At 57.3% G+C, this 21,892-nt stretch carries 21 protein-coding genes; 5 read left to right on the top strand and 16 right to left on the bottom strand.

The genetic code is table 11. The features are described 5' to 3' along the window. The first annotated feature begins 344 nt into the window (after positions 1 to 344). From AC2TDA_RS18640 to AC2TDA_RS18625, 4 genes are all read left to right on the top strand, one after another. A complete protein-coding gene (locus AC2TDA_RS18640) occupies positions 345 to 1,064 on the top strand; it encodes a helix-turn-helix transcriptional regulator (protein WP_480880237.1) in 720 nt (239 codons plus the stop codon). A gap of 84 nt (positions 1,065 to 1,148) precedes the next feature. Beyond that, positions 1,149 to 1,787 carry an acyl-homoserine-lactone synthase gene (locus AC2TDA_RS18635; RefSeq protein WP_480880236.1) on the top strand — a complete coding sequence of 213 codons (639 nt, stop codon included), beginning with the start codon at positions 1,149 to 1,151 and terminating at the stop codon, positions 1,785 to 1,787. Between the two features lie 61 nt (positions 1,788 to 1,848). Next, positions 1,849 to 3,381, top strand: coding sequence for an ATP-dependent DNA helicase (locus AC2TDA_RS18630; RefSeq protein ID WP_480880234.1), 1,533 nt, complete (start codon positions 1,849 to 1,851; stop codon positions 3,379 to 3,381). After that, on the top strand, positions 3,378 to 4,106 hold the full coding sequence (locus AC2TDA_RS18625; protein ID WP_480880233.1) for an SDR family oxidoreductase: 729 nt from the start codon (positions 3,378 to 3,380) through the stop codon (positions 4,104 to 4,106). The genes AC2TDA_RS18630 and AC2TDA_RS18625 overlap by 4 nt, the downstream gene beginning before the upstream one ends. Before the next feature lie 3 nt (positions 4,107 to 4,109). Here the strand turns inward: AC2TDA_RS18625 and AC2TDA_RS18620 are convergent, their stop codons facing one another. The 13 genes from AC2TDA_RS18620 to trpS form a co-directional block, all read right to left on the bottom strand. Then, complete coding sequence (locus AC2TDA_RS18620; RefSeq protein WP_480848911.1) at positions 4,110 to 4,874, bottom strand: TIGR02186 family protein; 765 nt, start codon at positions 4,872 to 4,874, stop codon at positions 4,110 to 4,112. Positions 4,875 to 4,876: 2 nt separating this feature from the next. Next, positions 4,877 to 5,797, bottom strand: a complete 921-nt coding sequence (locus AC2TDA_RS18615) for a sulfite exporter TauE/SafE family protein (RefSeq protein WP_480848912.1) — start codon at positions 5,795 to 5,797, stop codon at positions 4,877 to 4,879. A gap of 257 nt (positions 5,798 to 6,054) precedes the next feature. Next, positions 6,055 to 7,023, bottom strand: a complete 969-nt coding sequence (locus AC2TDA_RS18610) for an ABC transporter permease (protein ID WP_480848914.1) — start codon at positions 7,021 to 7,023, stop codon at positions 6,055 to 6,057. Next, positions 7,023 to 8,117: an ABC transporter permease gene (locus tag AC2TDA_RS18605; protein ID WP_480880232.1), complete on the bottom strand. Its 1,095-nt coding sequence runs from the start codon at positions 8,115 to 8,117 to the stop codon at positions 7,023 to 7,025. Before AC2TDA_RS18605 ends, AC2TDA_RS18610 begins: the two co-directional genes overlap by 1 nt. Before the next feature lies 1 nt (position 8,118). Next, the gene (locus AC2TDA_RS18600) at positions 8,119 to 9,648 is read right to left on the bottom strand and encodes an ABC transporter ATP-binding protein (protein ID WP_480880231.1); all 1,530 of its coding nucleotides are present in this window, start codon (positions 9,646 to 9,648) and stop codon (positions 8,119 to 8,121) included. A gap of 94 nt (positions 9,649 to 9,742) precedes the next feature. After that, positions 9,743 to 10,741: a BMP family lipoprotein gene (locus AC2TDA_RS18595; protein WP_480848920.1), complete on the bottom strand. Its 999-nt coding sequence runs from the start codon at positions 10,739 to 10,741 to the stop codon at positions 9,743 to 9,745. Between the two features lie 151 nt (positions 10,742 to 10,892). Continuing rightward, entirely contained in the window at positions 10,893 to 11,312 is a 420-nt protein-coding gene (locus tag AC2TDA_RS18590) for a GNAT family N-acetyltransferase (protein ID WP_480880230.1), read from the bottom strand. Further along, on the bottom strand, positions 11,309 to 11,899 hold the full coding sequence (tsaB, locus tag AC2TDA_RS18585; RefSeq protein WP_480880229.1) for a tRNA (adenosine(37)-N6)-threonylcarbamoyltransferase complex dimerization subunit type 1 TsaB: 591 nt from the start codon (positions 11,897 to 11,899) through the stop codon (positions 11,309 to 11,311). Before tsaB ends, AC2TDA_RS18590 begins: the two co-directional genes overlap by 4 nt. Beyond that, on the bottom strand, positions 11,889 to 12,452 hold the full coding sequence (locus AC2TDA_RS18580; RefSeq protein ID WP_480880228.1) for a NifU family protein: 564 nt from the start codon (positions 12,450 to 12,452) through the stop codon (positions 11,889 to 11,891). The genes tsaB and AC2TDA_RS18580 overlap by 11 nt, the downstream gene beginning before the upstream one ends. A gap of 69 nt (positions 12,453 to 12,521) precedes the next feature. Continuing rightward, the gene (locus tag AC2TDA_RS18575) at positions 12,522 to 13,115 is read right to left on the bottom strand and encodes a DsbA family protein (protein WP_480848927.1); all 594 of its coding nucleotides are present in this window, start codon (positions 13,113 to 13,115) and stop codon (positions 12,522 to 12,524) included. Between the two features lie 10 nt (positions 13,116 to 13,125). Then, on the bottom strand, positions 13,126 to 13,581 hold the full coding sequence (locus AC2TDA_RS18570) for a universal stress protein (RefSeq protein WP_480848928.1): 456 nt from the start codon (positions 13,579 to 13,581) through the stop codon (positions 13,126 to 13,128). Positions 13,582 to 13,648: 67 nt separating this feature from the next. Beyond that, entirely contained in the window at positions 13,649 to 14,512 is an 864-nt protein-coding gene (locus AC2TDA_RS18565; protein WP_480880226.1) for a branched-chain amino acid aminotransferase, read from the bottom strand. A 63-nt stretch (positions 14,513 to 14,575) separates the two neighbouring features. Further along, entirely contained in the window at positions 14,576 to 15,598 is a 1,023-nt protein-coding gene (gene trpS, locus AC2TDA_RS18560) for a tryptophan--tRNA ligase (protein ID WP_480880225.1), read from the bottom strand. 86 nt (positions 15,599 to 15,684) lie between these two features. Here trpS and AC2TDA_RS18555 point away from each other — a divergent pair, with 86 nt between their 5' ends. Further along, complete coding sequence (locus tag AC2TDA_RS18555) at positions 15,685 to 16,371, top strand: rhomboid family intramembrane serine protease (RefSeq protein WP_480848932.1); 687 nt, start codon at positions 15,685 to 15,687, stop codon at positions 16,369 to 16,371. Positions 16,372 to 16,375: 4 nt separating this feature from the next. On the opposite strand, the gene murJ is transcribed toward AC2TDA_RS18555, so the two are convergent. Genes murJ through AC2TDA_RS18540 form a run of 3 tightly spaced genes read right to left on the bottom strand, consistent with a single transcriptional unit; the run spans position 16,376 to position 21,865 of the window. After that, positions 16,376 to 17,917: a murein biosynthesis integral membrane protein MurJ gene (gene murJ / locus AC2TDA_RS18550; protein ID WP_480880223.1), complete on the bottom strand. Its 1,542-nt coding sequence runs from the start codon at positions 17,915 to 17,917 to the stop codon at positions 16,376 to 16,378. Beyond that, the gene (locus AC2TDA_RS18545) at positions 17,914 to 20,733 is read right to left on the bottom strand and encodes a [protein-PII] uridylyltransferase (protein ID WP_480880221.1); all 2,820 of its coding nucleotides are present in this window, start codon (positions 20,731 to 20,733) and stop codon (positions 17,914 to 17,916) included. The genes murJ and AC2TDA_RS18545 overlap by 4 nt, the downstream gene beginning before the upstream one ends. Next, positions 20,693 to 21,865, bottom strand: coding sequence for a penicillin-binding protein activator (locus AC2TDA_RS18540; protein WP_480848935.1), 1,173 nt, complete (start codon positions 21,863 to 21,865; stop codon positions 20,693 to 20,695). The genes AC2TDA_RS18545 and AC2TDA_RS18540 overlap by 41 nt, the downstream gene beginning before the upstream one ends. Between the last annotated feature and the right edge of the window lie 27 nt (positions 21,866 to 21,892).

Below are 21,892 nucleotides of genomic sequence, written 5' to 3'. Positions count from 1 at the left end.
AAACACCCGCACTACGCTCAGCCGTTGTGCGGGTGTTTTCCGTTGTTAGGCTACTCTTTGTCTTTACAAAGACTTAATTACCGCAACCCCGCTATTTCTGGGGAGTAGAAAGCAGTGAATATGCCAAAATAATCCATACATGTTATGGTTGTGTTAACCCTTCGTTAACTATTTCGGGGACACCCTGATGGCGCAAAATGAGTGGATACTGGACGTGTTGTCGGACCTCAACGCCTTTGCGGTGGCGAACGGGTTAACTGCGCTCGCTGAACAGCTTGATGACACCAGGCTGATCGCCGCGGCCGAAATTGCGTCCATTCAAGATGAGGCACGGGCGCCCGCGAATGGTAACAAAGTTCGATTTGAGCCAAATTCCGGGGGATTTGGAAAACACCAGCACGCTTGAAGAGCTGACGGGTATTGCGGTTCGCTTGCGGGACAGCCTGAAGCTGGATCATATCATCTACCATTGGGTTGACGGGGCGGGGGACCAATACGGGTTTACGACCTATCCGGACGCCTGGGCCGATCGCTATCAGGACAGAAACTACCACCGGATTGACCCTGTTATTCTGGGGTGCTTCCAGCGGTTCCATCCGGTCGACTGGAAGCAGTTGGATTGGTCTGGCAAAGCGGCCCGCGCCTTTTTACAGGACGCGCGGGATCACGGTGTCGGAAATCAGGGGTATTCGATCCCGCTGCGCGGGCCTAGCGGCCAGTTCGCTTTGTTTACCGTGAATCACTCGTGTGATGACGAAGGCTGGCAGGCATTCGTCGGAACTTACGCCCACGATCTGATCCTGATTGCACATTTCTTCAACCGAAAGGCGCTGGAATTCGCCAAAGACCGGCAACCTGAAAGCCGACGTGGGCTTTCCCCCCGAGAGATTGATGCAATGACATTACTGGCGCTCGGTTATAGCCGCGCCCAAGTTGCCCATTCTTTGTCCATCTCCGAGCACACTTTGCGTGCTTATATTGAAAGTGCCCGCTCGAAACTGGGCGCGCAGAACACAACACATGCCATCGCGACGGCGCTCAGCCGTGGGTTAATAGTCGTTTAAGCAGCGCACGTTGCTCTCATTTTAAATTAACCATGCCTTCGTACCCCCTTTGTTCCAGCTATTGGACGACAAGGGGATCAAGTCATGTTGCGGTACGTTTATGCCGATGAATTACACAAGTTTCCGGATCTGGCCGAAGGAATGTTTCACGATCGTGCCGACCAGTTCAAAACGCGCCTGGGATGGGACGTTCAGGTCGACAAAAACGGATATGAGCGCGATCAATACGATGATCTGAACCCGCTATACGTCATTTGGGAGGAGGCTGATGGCAGCCATGGCGGGTCAATGCGGATCTTGCCGACAACTGGCCCAATCATGACAAATGACGTCTTCGGACATCTGACTGGGGGCAAACCGATTCGGAGCCCCCTGATCTGGGAGGTGACTCGTTTCTGCCTGTCACGCACCGCAAGTCCGCATACCGCCGGCGCCATCATGCTCAGCGGGGGGGAAGTGATGGAGGGGTTCGGCCTGACTCATATCGCGGGTGTATTCGATGCACGGATGATCCGAATATATCGGATGATCGGGTCGTCGCCGATTGTTCTGGGATCTCAGGGCAAAGGGCGCGATCAGATTTCAGTGGGACTGTGGCCGTATTCAGCCGAGGATTGTTACCGCGTTGCTGAACGCGCGGGCGTCTCGCGTGAGCTGTCGCGACTGTGGTTCCGAACCGCGTTTGGAAACGTTGCACAGCACCGATTTGCTTTGTCCGCCTAAGGACATGGAAAAACGGATTCCACATCTGGCCGAGGATGGCGCGGCCCTGTAGGGTCGCGCCATGTCCTTGCCCCTCGTGACCTTTTCCGAAGACCAGGCCGCTGCGTTTGACAGTATCTCAGCGATGCTCAAAACCGCGGGTGTTGACCTGGATGACGACGCTCTGCTGAAGCTGCCCGGCGCCGGAAAATCGGGAGTTATGGCAGTAATTGGTAAGGCTGGATCAGGTAAAACCCTGTTGCTGGCAGAACTATACAAGGCACTAGCTGAAACTGGCGTTCAGATTGTCTCGGGCGATTTCGAAAGCCGCAAGAACCGCGATAAACGCAGCCTCGCCATTCTAGCGCCGACCAACAAGGCCGCAAGTGTTTTGCGTCTGCGCGGCGTTCCGGCAACGACTATTCACCGGATCCTCTACACACCGGTCTACGATCCGGAATACGAACGCATCGCTGAGTGGCTGGCAGGCAATGACGAACGGCCTGAGATCGATGGTTTGACGGACGAAGCTCTAGACCGCGCTGCTGCGTTCTATGCCAACAACAAATCTATCCCTGGCGCATTGGCGGCGGCGGGTTTGCGTGGTTCGGATTTCATCACTGGTTGGAAGCGCCGGGATGAGCCTTTGGACATCGGGTTCATTGATGAAGCCTCGATGCTGGATGACCGGCAGTTCGAAGACCTTCAAGAAATATTTCCGACTCTGATTCTGTTTGGTGATCCGGCGCAGTTGGCACCGGTCAACCAATCTGGTTCGATGGTTTTCGAAAGCCTGCCAGAGCCACGAAAGCTGACTCTGCACCGTGTACACCGGCAGACTGCCGATAACCCGATCCTCGACCTTGCTCATGCTCTGTCCGATCCGACCATGGGTTTCGAGGATTTCGAACGCCTTATCGAAGAGACCGCCCGCAAGGATGATCGCGTGGTTTGGGGACAGCGGGTCGAGGTCGATCTGATGGCCCGCAGCCCAGTTCTCGTCTGGCGCAACGCCACTCGCATCCGGCTGATTCAGGCCTTTCGCAATGTTCATGGTGCCCCGGACACCGAATTGCTGGAGGGCGAGCCGCTGATCTGTGATGGCATCGAATTGCCGCTGAAGCACCGTAAGAAACGTTTGGATCTTGAAGCCAGAGGACTGATCAAAGGGGCACAGGTCATCTATTTGGGGCCGGGACGGAAGCCGGGCTTTTCACGGCTGCATGTCATGGGGGCCGAGGACCCGCAGGTCAGTGCGGCATCGATCGTGCAGATTGAAAAGCCAGATGAAGAAGAACCGTTTATCCCCTTTGCCGCGCGCATGGGTGCGACTTTCCTGCATGGGGCTGCTGTCACGATCCACAAGGCGCAGGGTTCACAGTGGGATACGGTTCAGGTGTTTGCGCCAGACATCTATGCGGCAGCGCGCATGGGCCGGACCGAGGCCGGACAACCGTTGTGGAAACGTTTAGCTTATGTAGCAATCACACGTGCGCAGCAAAGGCTGATCTGGGTTGTTCGCAATCGCTTGTCCAAACCAACATATCCGCTGCGAGTGGATGACTTGCGGTCGATTCCGGCGGCGTCGCTGACCTTGGAGGCGGAAGAGATATGAAAACCATCATCGTCACGGGTGCAAGTTCCGGCATAGGCCGCGCCACGGCTGAACTGTTTCTGGCAGAGGGCTGGACCGTTGGGCTGTTGGCGCGCAGCGCCGTAACGCTAAATGCGATGGCGGAAAGCCATGATAATGCGATCCCGTTGATTGCGGATGTAACCGATCCCGATGCGGTGGAAACGGCCTTTGCGACTTTTACGGATCGTGCAGGGCGGCTGGATGTATTGTTCAACAACGCGGGAGTTTTTGCGCCCGGCGGAACGATTGACGAAATTGCACTGGAGGATTGGTCGCAATCCGTCAACGTGAACCTGAACGGCATGTTTTTTTGCGCTCGCTCGGCCTTTGCCTCGATGCGGCGGCAGTCGCCTCAGGGTGGTCGTATCATCAACAACGGGTCCATTTCAGCGCACGTGCCACGGCCTAACTCGGTGCATTACACGACAACGAAACATGCCATCACCGGGTTAACCCGCAGCCTGTCTCTGGATGGGCGCGCTTTCGGGATTGCCTGTGGTCAAATTGACATCGGCAATGCCAGAACACCGATAGTGCAAGACCTGGTCGACACCGCCATCGCTGAGGGGCGTACGCCTGATCCGACTATGGACGTCGCGAATGCAGCGGCGTCAGTGTTGCACATGGCCTGTCTGCCGCCCGAGGCAAACGTGCAATTTATGACCGTGATGGCAACGACGATGCCCTATATTGGTCGCGGTTAGCGGTCAGCTTTCCCGCAACAGACGGAAAGCTGTCGAAGCACCCCAGCCAGCGGCAATGGCTATAGCCAGCGACATGAGCCCGTACCAAATGGGCTGTTCGCGGGACAGGTTGTAAAGGAACCGTTCCAGCCCAACCTTGCGTACATCAATGACAGTCTCAAGCTGTGAAACAATTTCCCCATCACGCGTCAAAAATATACGTGCCAGGTAATCACCTTCAGTCAGATCTGCGGGCATTTCTATGGAAGTTCGAAACAGGGTTTGCTCGTCTACGGCCACGGTGTTTTCCCGGACCGAGTAAAGGTGCTCTGCCTTGCGGATACGAATGACCGCGTCGGCAAAGTCCTGCGCGCCTCGAATATGCATAGCGGCCCCGACCGAGCGGATGGCGCGCTCGATCGAAATACGATAGCGCAGATCTTCTGTGTCTGTCAGGATGTCATCAAACGGAGCACTGGTCGCGACCGCATAGAAGCTGGGCGCGGAATCAACTAGAACACTGTCTGTATTCACCCAAATCCCGAATTTTCTTTCCTTGCGCCGGACCGTCACCGGTTCGGAAGGGCCGACAACCGAAACGATCACCTCCAGCGGGGGTCCTTCAGGAATAGGCGCCTCGCGCTTGACCGCCCCGAAAATGAGGATTTCCGAACCGTCGAAATTGGCCGTGATTGACACGCGATCCTGGCTGAGGCCCAGAACCACCTGTTCCTCTGCGGCTAGTGCGGGCAGGCAGAGCAAACACAGTGCGGCAATCATTCGGATCATGATCAATGCCCCCCTGTGTCGCCCAGCGAAAACAGCTCGGCCGGTTGCAGCAGCAGATCAAGTCCCAGTTTCCCGCAGACTACCAAAACCAGCGCGGCAAGCAGAACACGAAGCTGTTCGGCAGGCATCCGGGCCCCGATGACCGTACCGATCTGGGCACCGACAACGCCGCCGACCAAAAGCAGAACGGCCAGAACCACATCGACGGTATAGTTTGTTGTGGCATGCAACATGGTGGTGAAGGCAGTGACGAAGATAATCTGAAACAACGACGTGCCGACAACCACCTTGGTCGGCATGCCTAGCAGGTAGATCATGGCGGGCACCATGATGAAACCTCCGCCGACACCCATGATGGCTGACAACACGCCGACAAACAGACCCACGGCGATTGGCGGGATTACCGAAATATACAGGCCCGAAGTTCGAAACCGCATTTTGAACGGCATCGCATGAATCCAACCACGTTGCCGTCTTTTGGGTGCCGTTGTGCCAGCCTTACGTGATTTGCGCAGTGCATTGACGCTTTCGATAAACATCAGACCGCCGATGACACCAAGGAATACGACGTAGCAAAGCTTGACCAGCAGATCGACCTGACCCAGGCTTTTGAGGTAGTTGAATACAACCACACCCAGTGCGGCCCCGGCCAAGCCTCCGACCAATAAAACCGAGCCCATTTTTAGATCAACGGTTTTTCGTCGAAAATGCGCCAGAACGCCTGAAAACGAAGAGGCGACAATCTGGTTTGCCTCGGTTGCCACAGCGACTGCAGGCGGAATGCCTATAAAGAACAACAGGGGCGTCATCAGGAACCCGCCCCCGACGCCGAACATGCCGGAAAGGATTCCGACCATACCGCCCAGCCCAAACAGCAAAAAGGCGTTCACTGAGACTTCGGCGATGGGTAGGTAAATCTGCATGGCTACTTCTAAACGGTCCCGGCTGCGCCGTGCAACGCGACAAAGCCTCTGGTGACATTAATCTCAAGTGGCGGAACGCAGAGCGCGGACCGAAAAGAGCACATCCCTAACGCCGTCCGAGCACAGGGGATTTCCATGTTGAACAAGGTGAAGCGGGATGCATCCATACCCCCTTAGAGCGGTTGCGGCATGCAAAATCAACTCTGCATGCCGCTTTGCAGCAATCAGGACTGAACATGTGTCCTGAACTGGACCTATCAGCGTTCTTTCACATAGGGTTCGCCGCCCGCGCGCGGCGGAACGGCTTTGCCAACAAACCCGGCCAAAATCACTACCGTCAGAATATAGGGTAGGGCATCCATCACCTGCACTGGAATGACCACGCCACCCAGATCAATGTTCTGGAACCGAAGGGCAATCGCCTGCAGTAATCCGAACAGCAAGCAGGCCCCCATTGCGTGCCAGGGCCGCCACTTTGCAAAGATCAACGCGGCCAGCGCGATGAACCCTCGCCCGGCGGTCATGTCCTTGACGAAACCGGCCTGCAACGCCGTGGCCAGATAAGCCCCTGCTATGCCGCACAAAATACCGCAGATCGCAACGGCGGCATAACGCAGGCCGACAACCGAAACACCTGCGGTATCCACAGCTGCTGGGTTTTCGCCCACCGCGCGCAGACGCAGGCCGAACCGGGTGCGGAACAGAATCCACCAGGTTGCCGGAACCATCAGGAACGCGATGTAGACAAGGATCGAATGCCCTGACAGCAGCTCGGAATAGATGGGTCCGAATATCGGAACGCCACTGAGCGACTCGGCAAAAGGAAAGTTGATTGGCTCAAACCGTCCGCCGCCGAAAAGGGACGGTGTGCGCCCGCCTTGGCTGAACCAGCTCTGGGCCACAAGAACCGTCATACCGGCAGCTAGAAAGTTGATGGCAACACCCGAGATCAACTGATTGCCCCGGAACGTGATCGAAGCCATCCCATGCAGGCCTGATAACACCAGCGAAGATGCAATACCTGCCAAAAGCCCCAGCCAGACCGAACCTGTCACAGCTGCGACAGCAGCAGAGAAGAAGGCGGCCATCAACATCTTGCCTTCAAGCCCGATGTCGAAGATCCCGGCGCGTTCGGAATAAAGCCCTGCCAGACACGCCAACAGCAAAGGCGTGGCCAGACGAACGGTTGAATCGAGGACCTGGATCAGTGTCAGAAAGAATTCCATCAGGCCGACCCTTTCCGCAATGCCATGAACAGCTTCTCAAGCGGCATACGCACCATGTTGTCCAGTGCTCCGGTGAACAGAATCACAAGCGCCTGAATGACCACGATCAGTTCGCGCGGGATTGAGGTCCAAAGCGCCAGTTCGGCACCGCCTTGATAGAGGAACCCGAACAGGATTGCCGCCAGGAAAACACCAAATGGATGGGACCGTCCCATCAGCGCTACTGCGATGCCGATAAAGCCCGCGCCTTCGGTCGAATTCAGAACCAGTCGTTCTGCCTCGCCCATGACGTTGTTTGTCGCCATCAGGCCCGCCAGGGCGCCCGAGATCAGCATGGCGACGATGGTGATGCGCACGGGGGAGATTCCGGCATAGACAGCACCGGTTTCTGAGTGGCCGTAAGCACGAATCTCATATCCCAGCCGCGTGCGCCAGATCAGCGCCCAGACGACAAAACAGGCCAGTATTGCCACGAAGAACGAGACGTTGGCAGGTGCGCCGCGGAAAACAACATTTTCAGCCGTCGAGAACATCGATTGGAAGGTTGGCAGATGCACTGCTTCGGGGAAGCGTGCAGTTGCCGGGTCCATCGAACCCTGCGGGCGCATCACGTTCACCAGCATGTAGTTCAGGAAAGCGGCTGCAATGAAGTTGAACATGATCGTGGTGATCACGATGTGGCTGCCGCGTTTCGCCTGCAGATAGGCCGGGATGGCGGCCCAGGCGGCCCCAAACAACATGGACCCCGCACAGGCGGCGAGCAAAGCTACGCTCCAGTGTGGCCAGGGAATATAGAGGCAGACCATGGCGACACCAAGACCGCCCAACATCGCCTGACCTTCACCACCGATGTTGAACAGGCGCGCATGGAACGCCACGGCCACGGCAAGGCCGGTGAACATGAAGTTCGTGGCGTAGTAAAGCGTATAACCCCAGCCATATGTTGACCCCAGCGCGCCGGTGACCATCAGGTTCACTGCCTCGACAGGGTTTTCACCGATGGCGAGGATGACCAGCGCTGACAGTATTGCGGCCAATATCAAGCTGATGACAGGGATCAGCACCACATCGGCCCATTTGGGCATCTTTTCCATGTTACGCGGCCTCCCCCGCAACACCGGCCATCAGAAGGCCAAGTTCTTTTTCATCTGTTTCGTGGGGCAGGCGCTCGCCCATAATATGTCCGTCAAACATCACGGCGATCCGGTCGGAAAGCGAGAAGATTTCTTCGAGCTCAACTGAGACCAGCAGGATCGCTTTACCCTTATCGCGCAGTGCGACGATCTGTTTGTGAATGAACTCGATCGCGCCGATATCCACGCCTCGGGTCGGCTGACCAACTAGCAACAAGTCGGGGTTGCGTTCTATCTCACGTGCAACAACGATTTTCTGCTGATTGCCGCCCGAAAAGTTCTTGGCAGACAGCCATCCATCGGGTGGGCGCACGTCGAATTTCTCGATCTTGCGTTCGGTGTCGGCGCGTAGGGCAGCGTTGTCCATGAAAATACCGCGATTGTAAGCCGGATCACGGTGATAGCCGAAAGCCACATTTTCCCAAGCGTGGAAATCCATGATCAGCCCTTCGCGCTGACGGTCTTCTGGAACGTGCGCAATATGTTGCGCGCGCCGCGCTTGACCGTCTGATCCGGCACCGCTTAGTGCCAGAGGCGCACCGTTCAGTTTGATCGAACCTATCCCGGGGCGCATCCCGCCCAGGACCTCGAGCAACTCCGACTGTCCGTTGCCGGCGACACCGGCGATACCGACGATCTCGCCCGCGCGGACGGCCAAGTCGATGCCCTTGACGCGCTCGACACCCGCTTCGTCGATGACACGCAGATTTTCAATTTCGAGTATCGGTTTTCCGGGTTGCGCCGGAACTTTGTCCACCTGCAACAGAACCTTGCGGCCAACCATCAGTTCGGCCAGTTCCTGCGGATTGGTTTCCGCGGTTTTGACGGTTGCCGTCATCTGGCCACGACGCATCACGGAGACGGTATCGGTGGCCTCCATGATCTCGCGCAGCTTGTGGGTTATCAGGATGATGGTTTTCCCCTCTGCCCGCAAACGGTCGAGGATACGGAAAAGCTGATCCGCCTCGGCTGGGGTCAGAACGCCCGTTGGTTCGTCCAGAATCAGAATCTCGGCCCGACGATAAAGCGCTTTAAGGATCTCTACACGCTGCTGGGCCCCAACGCCGATTTCATCGATGCGCTTGTCCGGGTCGACGAACAGCTCGTATTCTTCCTCAAGCTCTTTCAGCTCTTTGCGCGCCTTAGTCAACGACGGGGCAAGCAGTCCGCCGTCTTCGGCGCCCAGAATGATGTTTTCAAGTACGGTGAAATTTTCGACCAGCTTGAAATGCTGGAAAACCATCCCGATACCGGCTGCAATCGCGGCCTGGCTGTCGGGGATGTCGGTCTTTTGACCGTTGATCCAGATCTCACCTTTGTCTGCTTTGTAGAAACCGTAGAGAATGCTCATCAGCGTGGACTTGCCCGCGCCGTTCTCACCGATGATCCCGTGGATCGTGCCGGGGGCGACGCTGATGGAAATGTCCTTGTTGGCCTGAACCGGCCCAAAGGCTTTGGATATCCCTTTGAGCTCAATGGCGGGGACGGTCATGTCTTGTCCTCAATTGCCGAAGGGGTTGCACGATTGCCAAACGGCAAAGCGGCAGAGTGGAAGCGGGACGGGGGGGTCCCCGTCCCACGCGATATCAGAACTGCAGCGCCGGGCAGCTGTCGTTCTCGTAGTAGCTTACAACCGCGACGTTGCCGTCGATGATGTCCTGACGTGCCTTGTCGACAGCGGCTTGCATGTCTTCTGACACCAGTGCCGCGTTGTTGTCGTCCATTGCTACGCCAACACCCTCTTCAGCCAGGCCCATAGTGAAGACTCCGGTTTCGACACCTTCACCCGCACTCATTGCGTCATAAACAGCAACGTCTACGCGTTTCAGCATCGAAGTAAGGACTTTGCCCGGATGCAGGTGGTTCTGGTTGCTGTCAACGCCGATCGATAGGATACCTTCGTCGGCCGCGGTCTGAAGAACACCAACGCCTGTACCGCCAGCAGCAGCATAGATCACGTCAGCGCCCTGGCTGATCTGAGCTTTGGTCAGTTCCGAACCCTTCACCGGGTCGTTCCAGGCCGCCGGAGTGGTGCCGGTCATATTGGCAACAACATTGACGTCAGGGTTTACAGCCTTGGCGCCCTGGGCATATCCGCAGCCAAAGTGACGGATCAGTGGGATGTCCATGCCACCGATGAAACCCACGGTGCCTGACTGCGACGCCATCGCGGCCATCATGCCAACCAGATAAGAGCCTTCGTGCTCGGCAAAGCTGACCTGACGAATGTTCGGGTTCTCCAGCCAGTTCACATCAACCGCGACGAACTTGGTGTCAGGGTAATCCCCTGCAACGGCAGACAGCGGGTCGGCCATGGCAAAGCCCATGGTTATGATCGGGTTCGCGCCCGCCTCGGCAAAGCGACGCAGGGCCTGTTCACGCTGCGCTTCGGACTGAAGCTCGATTTCGCGATAGCTACCACCGGTTTCTTCGGCCCAGCGCGAGGCGCCGTTGTGCGCGGCTTCGTTGAACGACTTGTCGAACTTGCCGCCCAGATCAAAGATCAGAGCCGGTTCGGCCATGGCAGCGCCTGCAGTCAGCGCAACTGCAGCTGCGGCACCCATCAAGGATTTCATCAGGGTCATTTCTTACTCCCGTTGTTATCGTTGGTCCGAGGCCAAGATAGCCTCGATTACCCACTCAGAGCGAGCATAACTGTTGTGATGGCGGGAATTAAGGCCGTTTGCAACAGGTTGGGTCAACAGAAATTTGACCAAACGGTTCAAAAAACTTTACTTAGGGCCGATCCAGGGCATATTCCATTAGGACAGCGTCCACTTTTGGGCCGTTTTCACGTAGGTAATATTCCTTCCGCGACCCGCACGGGACATAGCCACAGGCCTTATACAAAGCGATTGCCGGGTGATTATCCGCAGCGACGTCTAAAAAACCGCGGGTCGCACCCAATTTCTGCGCGACAAGGTGCCACTCTGCCATGCATTGCCGGGCCAAACCCCGTCGCTGATGGGCGGGGTGGGTCGCAATGGTAAGCAATTCGGCCTCATCCACGACAACTTTGAACAGGGCAAAACACCGTGGGCTGCCAACAGCTTGTACAAATGGGTTGGCCAGCAGATCAGCAAACTCTTCAGCCGCCCAGGGGCGCGAATTTAGAAACGCCGCTGCATGAGTTGCTGCCATGTCGTGCGGTGTCATTCGTCCAACATCACTGGCGGTAAATCCTTAGACGGCGCAGCATCCGCCGGTCGGACATAGAGCGGTGCAGGAGGTTCAGTCACGGTCGTTGCCCTGCGCGCAGCAATCGCAGCAATCGCGCGCACTTGGGCCGCGGGATCGTCGCAGAAAAAAAGGGGATAAGGCAATTCAAGTTGCTCAAGCGCGATCAGTTTAGGCTCTTCATTGGGCAATCGGATGTAAGCCTGTTCGCGAGGTGCACTTATCGCAGGGATTTGACCGTCTGGCGAAAATTCCGCCAATGCATCAAATCCATCAATTCCGATGGCCGGAACCTCTAGGCCGAGAGCAAGGCCCCGCGCGGCGGCGACCGAAATGCGTATGCCTGTGAAATTGCCGGGGCCGGTGCCAACGCCAATGGCGTCGAGATCCTGCCAACTGCACCCAGCATCGCTCAGAACTTCTTCAAGCAGCGGCATCAGGCGTTCAGCCTGCCCGCGTGTCATAGGTTCGAAACGGGATATCACGATGCGGCCAGCGCGCAGCAAAGCGGCCGCGCAATGCGCGGCCGACGTGTCGAATGCCAATACTGTCAGGTCAGACGGCAACCGGACGAACCTCGGTCACTTCGGGAATGTAGTGACGCAGCAGGTTCTCGATCCCCATCTTCAATGTGAGGGTCGAGGAGGGACAACCCGCGCAAGCCCCTTGCATATGCAGATAGACAACCCCCCGGTCAAAGCCGTGGAAGGTTATGTCACCACCGTCTTGCGCCACGGCAGGACGCACGCGGCTGTCCAGCAGGTCTTTGATCTGGTTGACAATTTCGGCATCTTCACCGGTGTGTTCGGCATGGGCCGGTGCCGTTTCAACGCCTGCGCCCATGACGGGCTGACCGGACTGGTAATGCTCCATCACCGCGCCCAGGATCGCGGGTTTGATGTGATCCCATTGTACGTCGTCGGATTTGGTAACCGTGACGAAATCATTCCCGAAGAACACGCCCGTAACGCCGTTTACGCCAAAAATGCGTTGCGCCAGCGGAGATTTTCCTGCGGCTTCAACAGTCGGAAAATCAGCTGTGCCAGCGTCCAGAACTGTCTGACCGGGCAAAAATTTCAGGGTGGCCGGGTTGGGGGTGGATTCGGTCTGGATGAACATAGCGCGGCTCCGTTTGGGTTGCCTTTGATATGCGCGCGCAGGCAAGGGAAGTCAAGATTTGGAACGATTCTAAATCTTGGATGCGTAAGCAATTGCGCTGTCGAGGCGGTCGTCACCCCAAAAAAGCTCATCCCCGGAAACAAAACTCGGGGCGCCGAAGATTCCAAGGGTTTTTGCTTGACCAACCTGCTCATGGAGCTTGGCCTTGATTTCTGCGTCACCCGTACGAGAAAGCAAATCAGGGGGTGCGTCAGAAGCGCTCAGGCAATCTGCCAGAATGGCTTCATCCGAAATATCGTGGCCCGAGCCGAATTCGGCGGAATAAACCGAGCGAACAAATTGTGCTCTTTGGTCTTGGGATTCGATGGCTAGTGCCAGGCGCGCTGCCCTAAGGCTGTTACGCGGAAACTCGGCCGGGCGCTGAAAGGGCAGGTCATGCTCAGCACACAGACGTTCCATGTCGCGCCACATGTAGCGCCCCTTGGCAGGATAGATATTAAACGGAGAGTTGTTCCATCCCTGTTCGGCAAAGATCGGGCCCAGCAGGAATGGCTGCCACGAAACGCTAACTCCTTTTGCTGACGCGGCCCGCTCGATCCGCATCGCGCTGACGTAGGAATAGGTCGAGGCAAAATCGAACCAGAACTGGATCTGCGTGGCCATACGATCGCTTTCAGGTGATCTCTTCCAGCTTTTCCTTGCTCAAGTCGCCTGGAACGATGGTGATCGGAATCGGTAGGCTGCCTGAGTTGCGGGTAAGCTGAGTCACAAGCGGTCCGGGCCCTTTCTTGTCCGTGCCTGCGCCCAGAACGAGCACGCCGATCTCCGGGTCGGCCTGAACGTGTTCGATGATCTGAGGTACCGGATCACCCTCGCGAATGGCCAATTCGGGCTCCACGCTTTGTTTGTCGCGCATCCATTTCGCGAAAACTTCGAAATGTGCGTGGATCCGTTCGCGGGCCTCTTCGCGCATGACTTCGGCCACACCGATCCAGTGGTTGAATTCATCCGGTGGAATCACCGACAGAATTGTAACACCGCCACCAGTATGGGCCGCACGCATCGCAGCAAAACGCATAGCGTTCAGGCATTCGCGGCTGTCATCCAGAACGACCAGGAATTTGCGCATGATTGTCCTCATTTTTTTCCGGGATCATGCCCGACCGGTTGCGCTCTGGCAACTGGAACGGGATGGCCTAGCGTGTGCTGGCCGCCCAATCCCAGTACATTTCGCGGGCTCGACGGGCAATAGGGCCAATCTGGTATTGCGTGTCATCCAGCGCCGTGATCGGAGTGACCTTGTTCATGTTGCCGGACATGAACACTTCGTCGGCATTGTGGAAATCGTCGAAACTCAGAACAGTTTCGTGGACCGTCACACCGTCTGAACGCAGATTCTTGATGTGACGCGCGCGGGTGATGCCGGCGAGGAACGTGCCATTGGGGATCGGGGTAAACACCTCGCCGTCACGGACCATGAAGATATTGGCCGTGGCCGTCTCGGCTACATGACCCATTGCATCAGCGACCAGGGCGTTCGCAAATCCTTTGGACCGAGCCTCATGCAGCATTCTGGCATTGTTCGGGTAGAGGCATCCTGCCTTGGCATTCACCACCGCGGATTCCAACAATGGGCGGCGAAAGCGTGTGGTGGTCAGCGTGGCCGATGCGGTTTCGGATGCCATCGGGATTTCCTCCAGGCAGACGGCAAAGCCGGTACTGTTTTCCTGCGGCACGATCGCAGTGGCATCCCCGTCGATGCCCCAATACATCGGACGGATGTAAACTGCGGCATCTGGCCCATAGGCCTGCAAGCCTTCTTTGACAATCTCTACCATCTGTTCCGTCGTGACGGTCGGTGTCAGCATCAACGCCTCTGCCGAGCGGTTCACGCGGGCGCAATGTGCATCAAGATCGGGTGTCACCTTGTCGAAAAACCGCGCGCCGTCAAAGACAGACGATCCCAGCCAGGCACCGTGATCTGCCGCGCGCATAATGGGGGCGTCACCGTCGTGCCACCGACCTTCGAAATAAGTACGGATATTCTTGCCGACTGCCATGCGCCCTCCCAAGCTTTTGGCAAACCTAGGAAGGCGTTGCACCAAGGTCCAGCGTAATCAGCGCTATTTTGCGCCGACCATGCCCACGATTTCGTAGGTCTGCCGCAGGATCGGAGCCGCAATTTCCCGCGCTCGCTCAGCACCACGGGTCAGAATACGGTCAATCTCGGCCTCGTCGCCCATCAATCGCGCCATTTCGGTCGAGATCGGCGACAGTTTGGAAACGGCCAATTCGGCAAGCATGGGTTTGAATTCACCAAATTGCTTACCGCCCGCTTCGGCCAGAACTTGTTCGACAGTCTGATCACTGAGCGCGGCATAGATATTCACCAGGTTCCGTGCTTCGGGTCGGTCTTCCAGGCCCTTTACTTCGGAAGGCAGGGCATCCGGATCCGTTTTTGCCTTGCGAATCTTTTTGGCAATGGCGTCGGCATCGTCGGTCATGTTGATCCGGCTCATATCGGACGGATCTGATTTCGACATCTTCTTTGACCCGTCCCGCAGGCTCATGACACGGGTTGCAGCGCCCTCGATAACAGGCTCGGTGATCGGGAAGAAATCGACACCAAAGTCATTGTTGAATTTGATCGCAATGTCCCGGGTCAACTCAAGATGCTGTTTCTGGTCATCGCCCACTGGCACATGGGTCGCGTGATAGGTCAGGATGTCCGCGGCCATAAGAGACGGGTAGGCGAACAGCCCCAGCGAGGCGTTCTGCTGGTTCTTTCCCGCCTTGTCTTTCCACTGTGTCATCCGTTGCATCCAGCCCATGCGGGCGACGCAATTGAAAATCCAAGCCAGTTGCGCATGTTCAGGAACCTGGCTTTGGTTGAACAGGATCGATCCCTCGGGGTCGATTCCGGCTGCGATGAAACCTGCACACAATTCGCGGGTTGAGTGCGCCAGCTCCTTGGGGTCTTGCCACACGGTGATCGCGTGAAGGTCGACCATGCAATAGACCGTCTCCATCTCGGGGCCCTGCATATCGACAAAACGCTTTAGCGCACCCAGGTAATTGCCAAGGTGCAGGTTTCCCGAAGGCTGGATGCCGGAAAACACGCGCGGCGTGAACTGGGTCTCAGTCATCGAAGGGAACTCCCGTCTGGAAAAATCAGCCCCCGTCGCTTACCCATGAGGCCAAGGGACGTCAACAGCCTCGAAAGGCCAGCCCAATGAGCAGTGAGCATTATGCACCGCCCGTGAACCCATTGCCGCCCGTCGTGGTGGCTTTGACCCTGTTCATCATGGGGATCGAACTGGCCTTTATGCTGGGAAGCCGGGGGCTGATCGGAGGACCATCAGCGGTGGGCTGGCGGTTGGATGCGCTACAGCATTACTCATTTTCACCAGATATCTTCGATTGGATGCTTCAGAATGGACGCTGGCCGTTCGAACATGTCATCCGTTTTGTGACTTACCCCTTCGTGTCAGGCAGCTTCACGCAGGCCATTTTTGTCTGCGTTTTCGTATTGGCCATGGGCAAGATGGTCGCCGAGGTTTTTGGCGGCGTTGCGATGTTGCTGATCTTTGTCCTGTCGGGAGTGGGCGGCGCGCTGGTCTACGCGCTGCTGCTGGATCCGGCCTATCCTCTGGTCGGAGGTTTTCCACCAGTCTACGGTCTGATCGGCGCGTTCACATGGCTGTTGTGGCGTAAGCTATCTCTGGTCGGGGAAAACCAGGCGCGGGCATTTCAATTGATTGCCGTTCTGATGGGCATTCAGCTTTTGTTCGGCCTGATCTTTGGCGGCACGCCGGACTGGGTGGCAGATTTGGGCGGATTCGCCACGGGGTTTGGCTTGTCCTTCTTTCTGGCCCCCGGCGGTTGGGCGCGTATTGTGGGTCGTATCCGCCGGGATTGATCTTTTACGAGCGGCGCAGTGCGCGCTTGAAATCCGAGATTTCAAAGGCCTTGAAGACGTGCCCAAGGAAGAAATAGGCGGTCGCTGCAACTGCGATTAACAGGAGCAGGGCCAGATAGCGCCAACCTGAAAGCTCAAAAGCCCATCCGAATAGGTTGATCGCTGCGAATAGGACTACGCCCATTCCTGCCGAGGCCGCCACAATTCGCCATGCCCGGCGTTTGAAACGGTCGTCGAACCGCGCCTCGTCCCCCATCCGTCGCGCGCCTATGACCAGCAGGACGACCATGGCCCAGCCGGCGGTCGATGCCGCGATGGCCGGTGCGATCCATCCGACCACCGGGTAAAGGCCGAAGGCCAAGACTGCATTCACCACCATGGCAACAATGGCATAGTGGAATGGCGAGCGGGTATCTTCTCGCGCGAAAAACAACGGTTGCAGCAGCTTTTGCAACATGAAGGCAGGCAACCCAATGCCATAGATCGCCACGGCCAGAGCAGTCGCCGTGGTATCTTCAGCACTGAACTGACCGCGTTGGAACAACACCGATACCAGCGGATTAGGAACAATTACAAACGCCACTGTCGACGGGATCGTCAGCAAAAGCATGAACTCTCCGGCCCGAGAAAACGCATTGCGTGCTCCTTCTTTGTCATCGGCCCGCAGGCGGCGGGACAGGTCGGGTAGCAACACGATCCCCACCGCGATACCGACCACTCCCAAAGGCAGTTGATACAGACGGTCGGCGGCAAACAACCAGCTGACCGCCTTTTCTGTTTTGGAGGCAACCAGCTGACCCACAACCAGATTGACCTGCGTAACCCCCATTGCCAGAGCTGCGGGGACAGCTATGCGAACCAGATTGCGCATTTCCGGGCTGAGTTTGGGCATCCCCGGGCGTATTCGGAAACCCGCCCGTTCGGTCGCGACCCAGACGAGAATAAGCTGGGCGACACCTGCAACGGGGATAACGGTGATCAGCCACCAAATCACCTCGCCCCCTGATATCGCGCCAAATATCAGCGCTGAACAGGCGAAGATGTTCAACAAAACTGGAGCAGCAGCTGCTGCCGCAAACCGGCCCGTAGCGTTCAGGACGCCTGAGAACAGCGCGGCTAGCGACATGAACAGGATATAGGGGAAAACCACGTATCCATAGCCGACGGCAAGATCAAAGCGCTCGTCGCCATAAAACCCTTCGGCGGTTAGCCAGACCAGTCCGGGCATGAACACCATGGCCAGCCCAACCAAGGCCAATACGGCCACAGCGAGCAGGTTGAATGCGTCCTGCGCGAAGCCTTGCGCGTTCTCGTCGCCTTCCAGACGTTTGGAAAACATCGGCACAAAGGCCGCGTTAAACGCACCCTCGGCAAAGAAGCGGCGGAACATGTTCGGCAGGCGGAAGGCGGCGACAAAAGCATCCATCACCGGGCCGGGGCCGATATAGGCGGTCAGCAGAATCTCTCGCAGGAAGCCCAGAATTCTGCTGGCCAGAGTCCAGAAACCAACTGTGAACAGGCCCGAGAACAACCGGATTTGTTTCATGAGGCGGCGCGCTCCGCACCTTCGGTGATGGCGGTACGTAGTTTGCTCTCTAAGCCGCGCTGTTTGCTTTCTGAGTGGTATTTCAGGCCAAACATATCCTTGACGTAGAAGGTATCTACCACCTGTTCCCCATAGGTCGCGATCACCGCATTGGCGATATAGACATTCGCCGCTGCCAGTGTCCGAGTCAGGTCATAAAGCAGGCCGGGCCGGTCGCGGGTGTCGACCTCGATGATGGTGTAGATTTCTGATCCGTCATTGTCGAAGGTGATATGTGTCGGCACGTTGAATGCGCGTTCACGCTTTTTGATCTTGTCGCGGGATTTCAGTGCGTCCCGGGCCACGACTTCGCCTTTGAGCGTTTTGTGAATCATTTGCGTCAGGCGGGGCAGGCGGGATGCCTCGAACGGGTGTCCTTCGGCGTCCTGTATCCAGAATGCATCCGTTACGTACCCGTCTTTGGTCGTATAACTTCGGGCATCCACAACATTGGCACCAACCAGCGCCAGTGCGCCTGCGATGCGAGCAAAGATACCGGGATGATCCCCCATGGTAAAACACGCACGGGTGGCGTCGCGATCCTCATCAGGGTGCAGTCGGATCTCCATCTCGCCGGGATCGGCCCCAAGTTCCAGCGTACGCAACATTTCGGCAAATTCCACATGGGTCGACAGTTTCAGACCTTGCCAATAAGGCGCGTAGTGGCGTCCTGTTTCTGTTTTGAGGTCTGTCTTGGTCCAGTCTGACAACGCTGCCCGCAGTGCTTTCTTGGCTTCGGCTCCGCGATTGGCTCGGTTCAGGTCTTCCATACCGGTTTCAAGCGCGCGTTTGGTTTCTGCGTGCAGGGCGCGGAGCAAGGTGGCTTTCCAGTTGTTCCAGGTATTCGGCCCCACGCCGCGGATATCGCAAACCGTCAGCACAGTCAGCAGGTCCAGCCGTTTGACGGTCTGCACCGCCTTGGCAAAGTCGCGGACAGTCCGCGGATCCGAGATGTCGCGTTTCTGAGCCATATCCGACATCAGCAGATGATACCGCACCAGCCATTCGACAGTCTCGGAATCTGCTTTGTTCAATCCCAGGCGCGGTGCCACCTTGCGCGCAATCTGTGCGCCCAGGATCGAATGATCCTCGGGCCGTCCCTTCGCGATGTCATGCAGCAGCAGGGCCACATAAAGAACCCTGCGATTGACGCCCTCTTTCAGAATGGACGAGGCCAGAGGCAGCGATTCAACCAGTTCGCCGCGCTCGATCTGGGCGAGATTGACAATGCACTGAATGGTATGCTCGTCCACCGTGTAGCTGTGATACATGTTGAACTGCATCATCGCCACGATGTGCTCAAACTCAGGCAGAAACGCGGACAAGACGCCCAGCTCGTTCATCCGCCGCAGGGCGCGTTCCGGGTTGCCGTGCTTGAGCATCAGATCAAGGAAAATGCGTCGAGCTTCCTTGTTGTTGCGCATGTCGTCATCGAACAGGTTCAGATTGGCGGTTACCAGCCGCATCGCGTCTGGGTGGATCAGTAATCCGGTGCGCAACCCCTCTTCGAACAGCCGCAGAATGTTGACTTTGTCTGACAGAAACTTTTCCGGGTCCGCCACGTCCAGACGGCCATGGACAACCTGGTACCCTGCCTTGACCCGGGGGCGGCGGCGAAAGATGCGTTCCAGCATTGGCGCGCCCTTCATGTGGGCCGCCTCCAGTTTGGTCAGGAAAATCCGGGTCAGCTCGCCGACGCGTGTGGCCTCGCGGAAATAGCGCTGCATGAAAACCTCGACCGCGCGTCGCCCGGCGCGGTCCTCGTATCCCATACGGTCGGCCACTTCGACCTGCAAATCGAATGTCAGTTGCTCCGTCGCACGCCCGGTCACCAGATGAAGGTGCGAACGGACGGCCCAAAGGAAATCTTCGGCCTGGACGAAGCCCTTGAACTCTTCTGGTGTAAACAAACCCAATGGTACGAGCTCGGCCACATCCTGAACGCCGTAGATGTACTTTGCGATCCAATAAAGCGACTGTAGGTCGCGCAACCCGCCTTTGCCCTCTTTGACGTTGGGCTCGACCATATATCGCTCGCCCTGCTTTAGGTGGCGCGCGTCGCGTTCCTGCAGTTTAGCTTCGATGAATTCGCGTTCGCTGCCCTTGAACAGATCGTTCTTTAGACGTTGTTCCAATTCGGCTGCCAGTACCTTGTCGCCAGCCAGATAGCGCTGTTCCAACATCGCTGTTCTGATCGTGAAGTCGTCGCCGCCCAGGCGCAGACAATCTTTGATTGTGCGCGAGGAATGGCCAACCTTCAGCCGCAGGTCCCACAAGATGTAGAGCATGGACTCGATTACACTCTCGGCCCAGGCGGTGATTTTATATGGCGTCAGAAACAGCAGGTCCACGTCTGAAGACGGCGCCATTTCCCCGCGCCCGTACCCGCCGACCGCCAGAACGGCGATCTTTTCGCCCTGCGTCGGAGTCGCCAGCGGGTGCAGGCGTTCACTGGAGACGCGCATGGCCGTGCAAACCAGCTGGTCGGTCAGATAGGTATACGAGCGCGTCAAAGGGCGCGCGTCAAAGGGGCGCTGGGCGAAGGCCTGTGCAATGGCATTGCGGCCGGATTTTTGCGCCTCTCGCAGAATACGCACCGTTTCGGCGCGTATAGCCGAGTTGTCTTTGCTGGTCCCGAAGGCGCTCGATAACCGAGTGGAAACTCCGACACTGTCGAAAATTTCTTCAGCCGGACAGATCAACGCACCATTGGGCGCACCGGTTTGTGCGAGCTGATCAGAATCCGGCGCCAGAGAAGCTTTGTGGGGCAGGGTCAATCACAACCACCTGTTTGTTTTGGATCGTGGCCACAGCCAGACCGCGTTCGTTGGTACCATTCGGACGTAGACGGAAAATTCCGCCTACACCTTGAAAGCCTGCGTTTTGCGTGAGGGCAGCGCCAGTCAAAGCATCGGATTTCCCCTGACTAACCAACGCGGCGATCGCGGCGATGCCATCATAAGCCAGCCCGCTGATGGGGTGCGGCGCCTCGCCGTAAGTCGCATTGTAACGCTGTCGGTATGCTTGCGCCTTGGCTGGGTCAGGCAAGGCGAACCACCCGCCCTGAACACCGGGCAGTTCCAGCGTTTGCGACGGTATATCCCAGCGCGTCAAGCCGATGTACTGCGTTGTTGCTGGCGAAACGCCGGCCTCAGGCAACAGCTGCGTGAGCAATGGCAAAGCTCCGGCTGTAGTTGAGGTTAGAAAGATCGAATCGGCGGCGTTTGCATCCACCGTCGCCTTAATGGTTGGCACGGAGTTGATTACACCTTGCTGCGACCGATCATATCCGACTGTGCCGGCATTGTTGACCCGGCTGTTGGTTAGTGCGCCGGCAATGGCGGATTGCCCAAGCTGACCAGCGGCATCGTTGCTGTGCACAATGACCACCCCAGTTTTGCCCTGTTGCCCCGCATAGCTGACCAGACGGTTCGCCGTGTTTTCAAATGTTGGCCCCAGAACAAAGACATTGCCGCCAGCAATGCTGGTATTGTTCGAAAAAGACAGGACGTTGACGTTGTTGTTCAGAACCGCAAGGCCGGCGGCGTTGGCCGCCTGCGCATAAACGGGCCCAATGATGATCTTGGCGCCATCCGACACCGCCTGCTGAGCAACGGTGGACGCTGTTGCGGCACTACCCGCCGTGTCATAGACGCGCAGATCGATCTGAACGTTCTGCAGATCGGACATCGCCAAACGCGCCGCATTCTCGAGGCTTCGAGCCAGAGACGCATCACCGGATTGGGGCGAGCCGCTGGGAACCAGAAGGGCGACAGGCACTGGTTTGGACGTGTTGATCGAGGGACCTCCACCTAGCCCGCCCGGCTCGCATGCAGCCAAAAATGCTGCGGTGGCCAGGACAGCTGCGGATTTCGCCAGCTTGCGAACGGGCTTGCAAACGGTAAACATCTAAATGAAAACTCCCTGATCCAGCGG

The organism is Ruegeria sp. HKCCD6426 (assembly GCF_057221115.1).
Note: the sequence above shows the minus strand (reverse complement) of the source record. Positions and strands in the feature narration are given on the sequence as shown.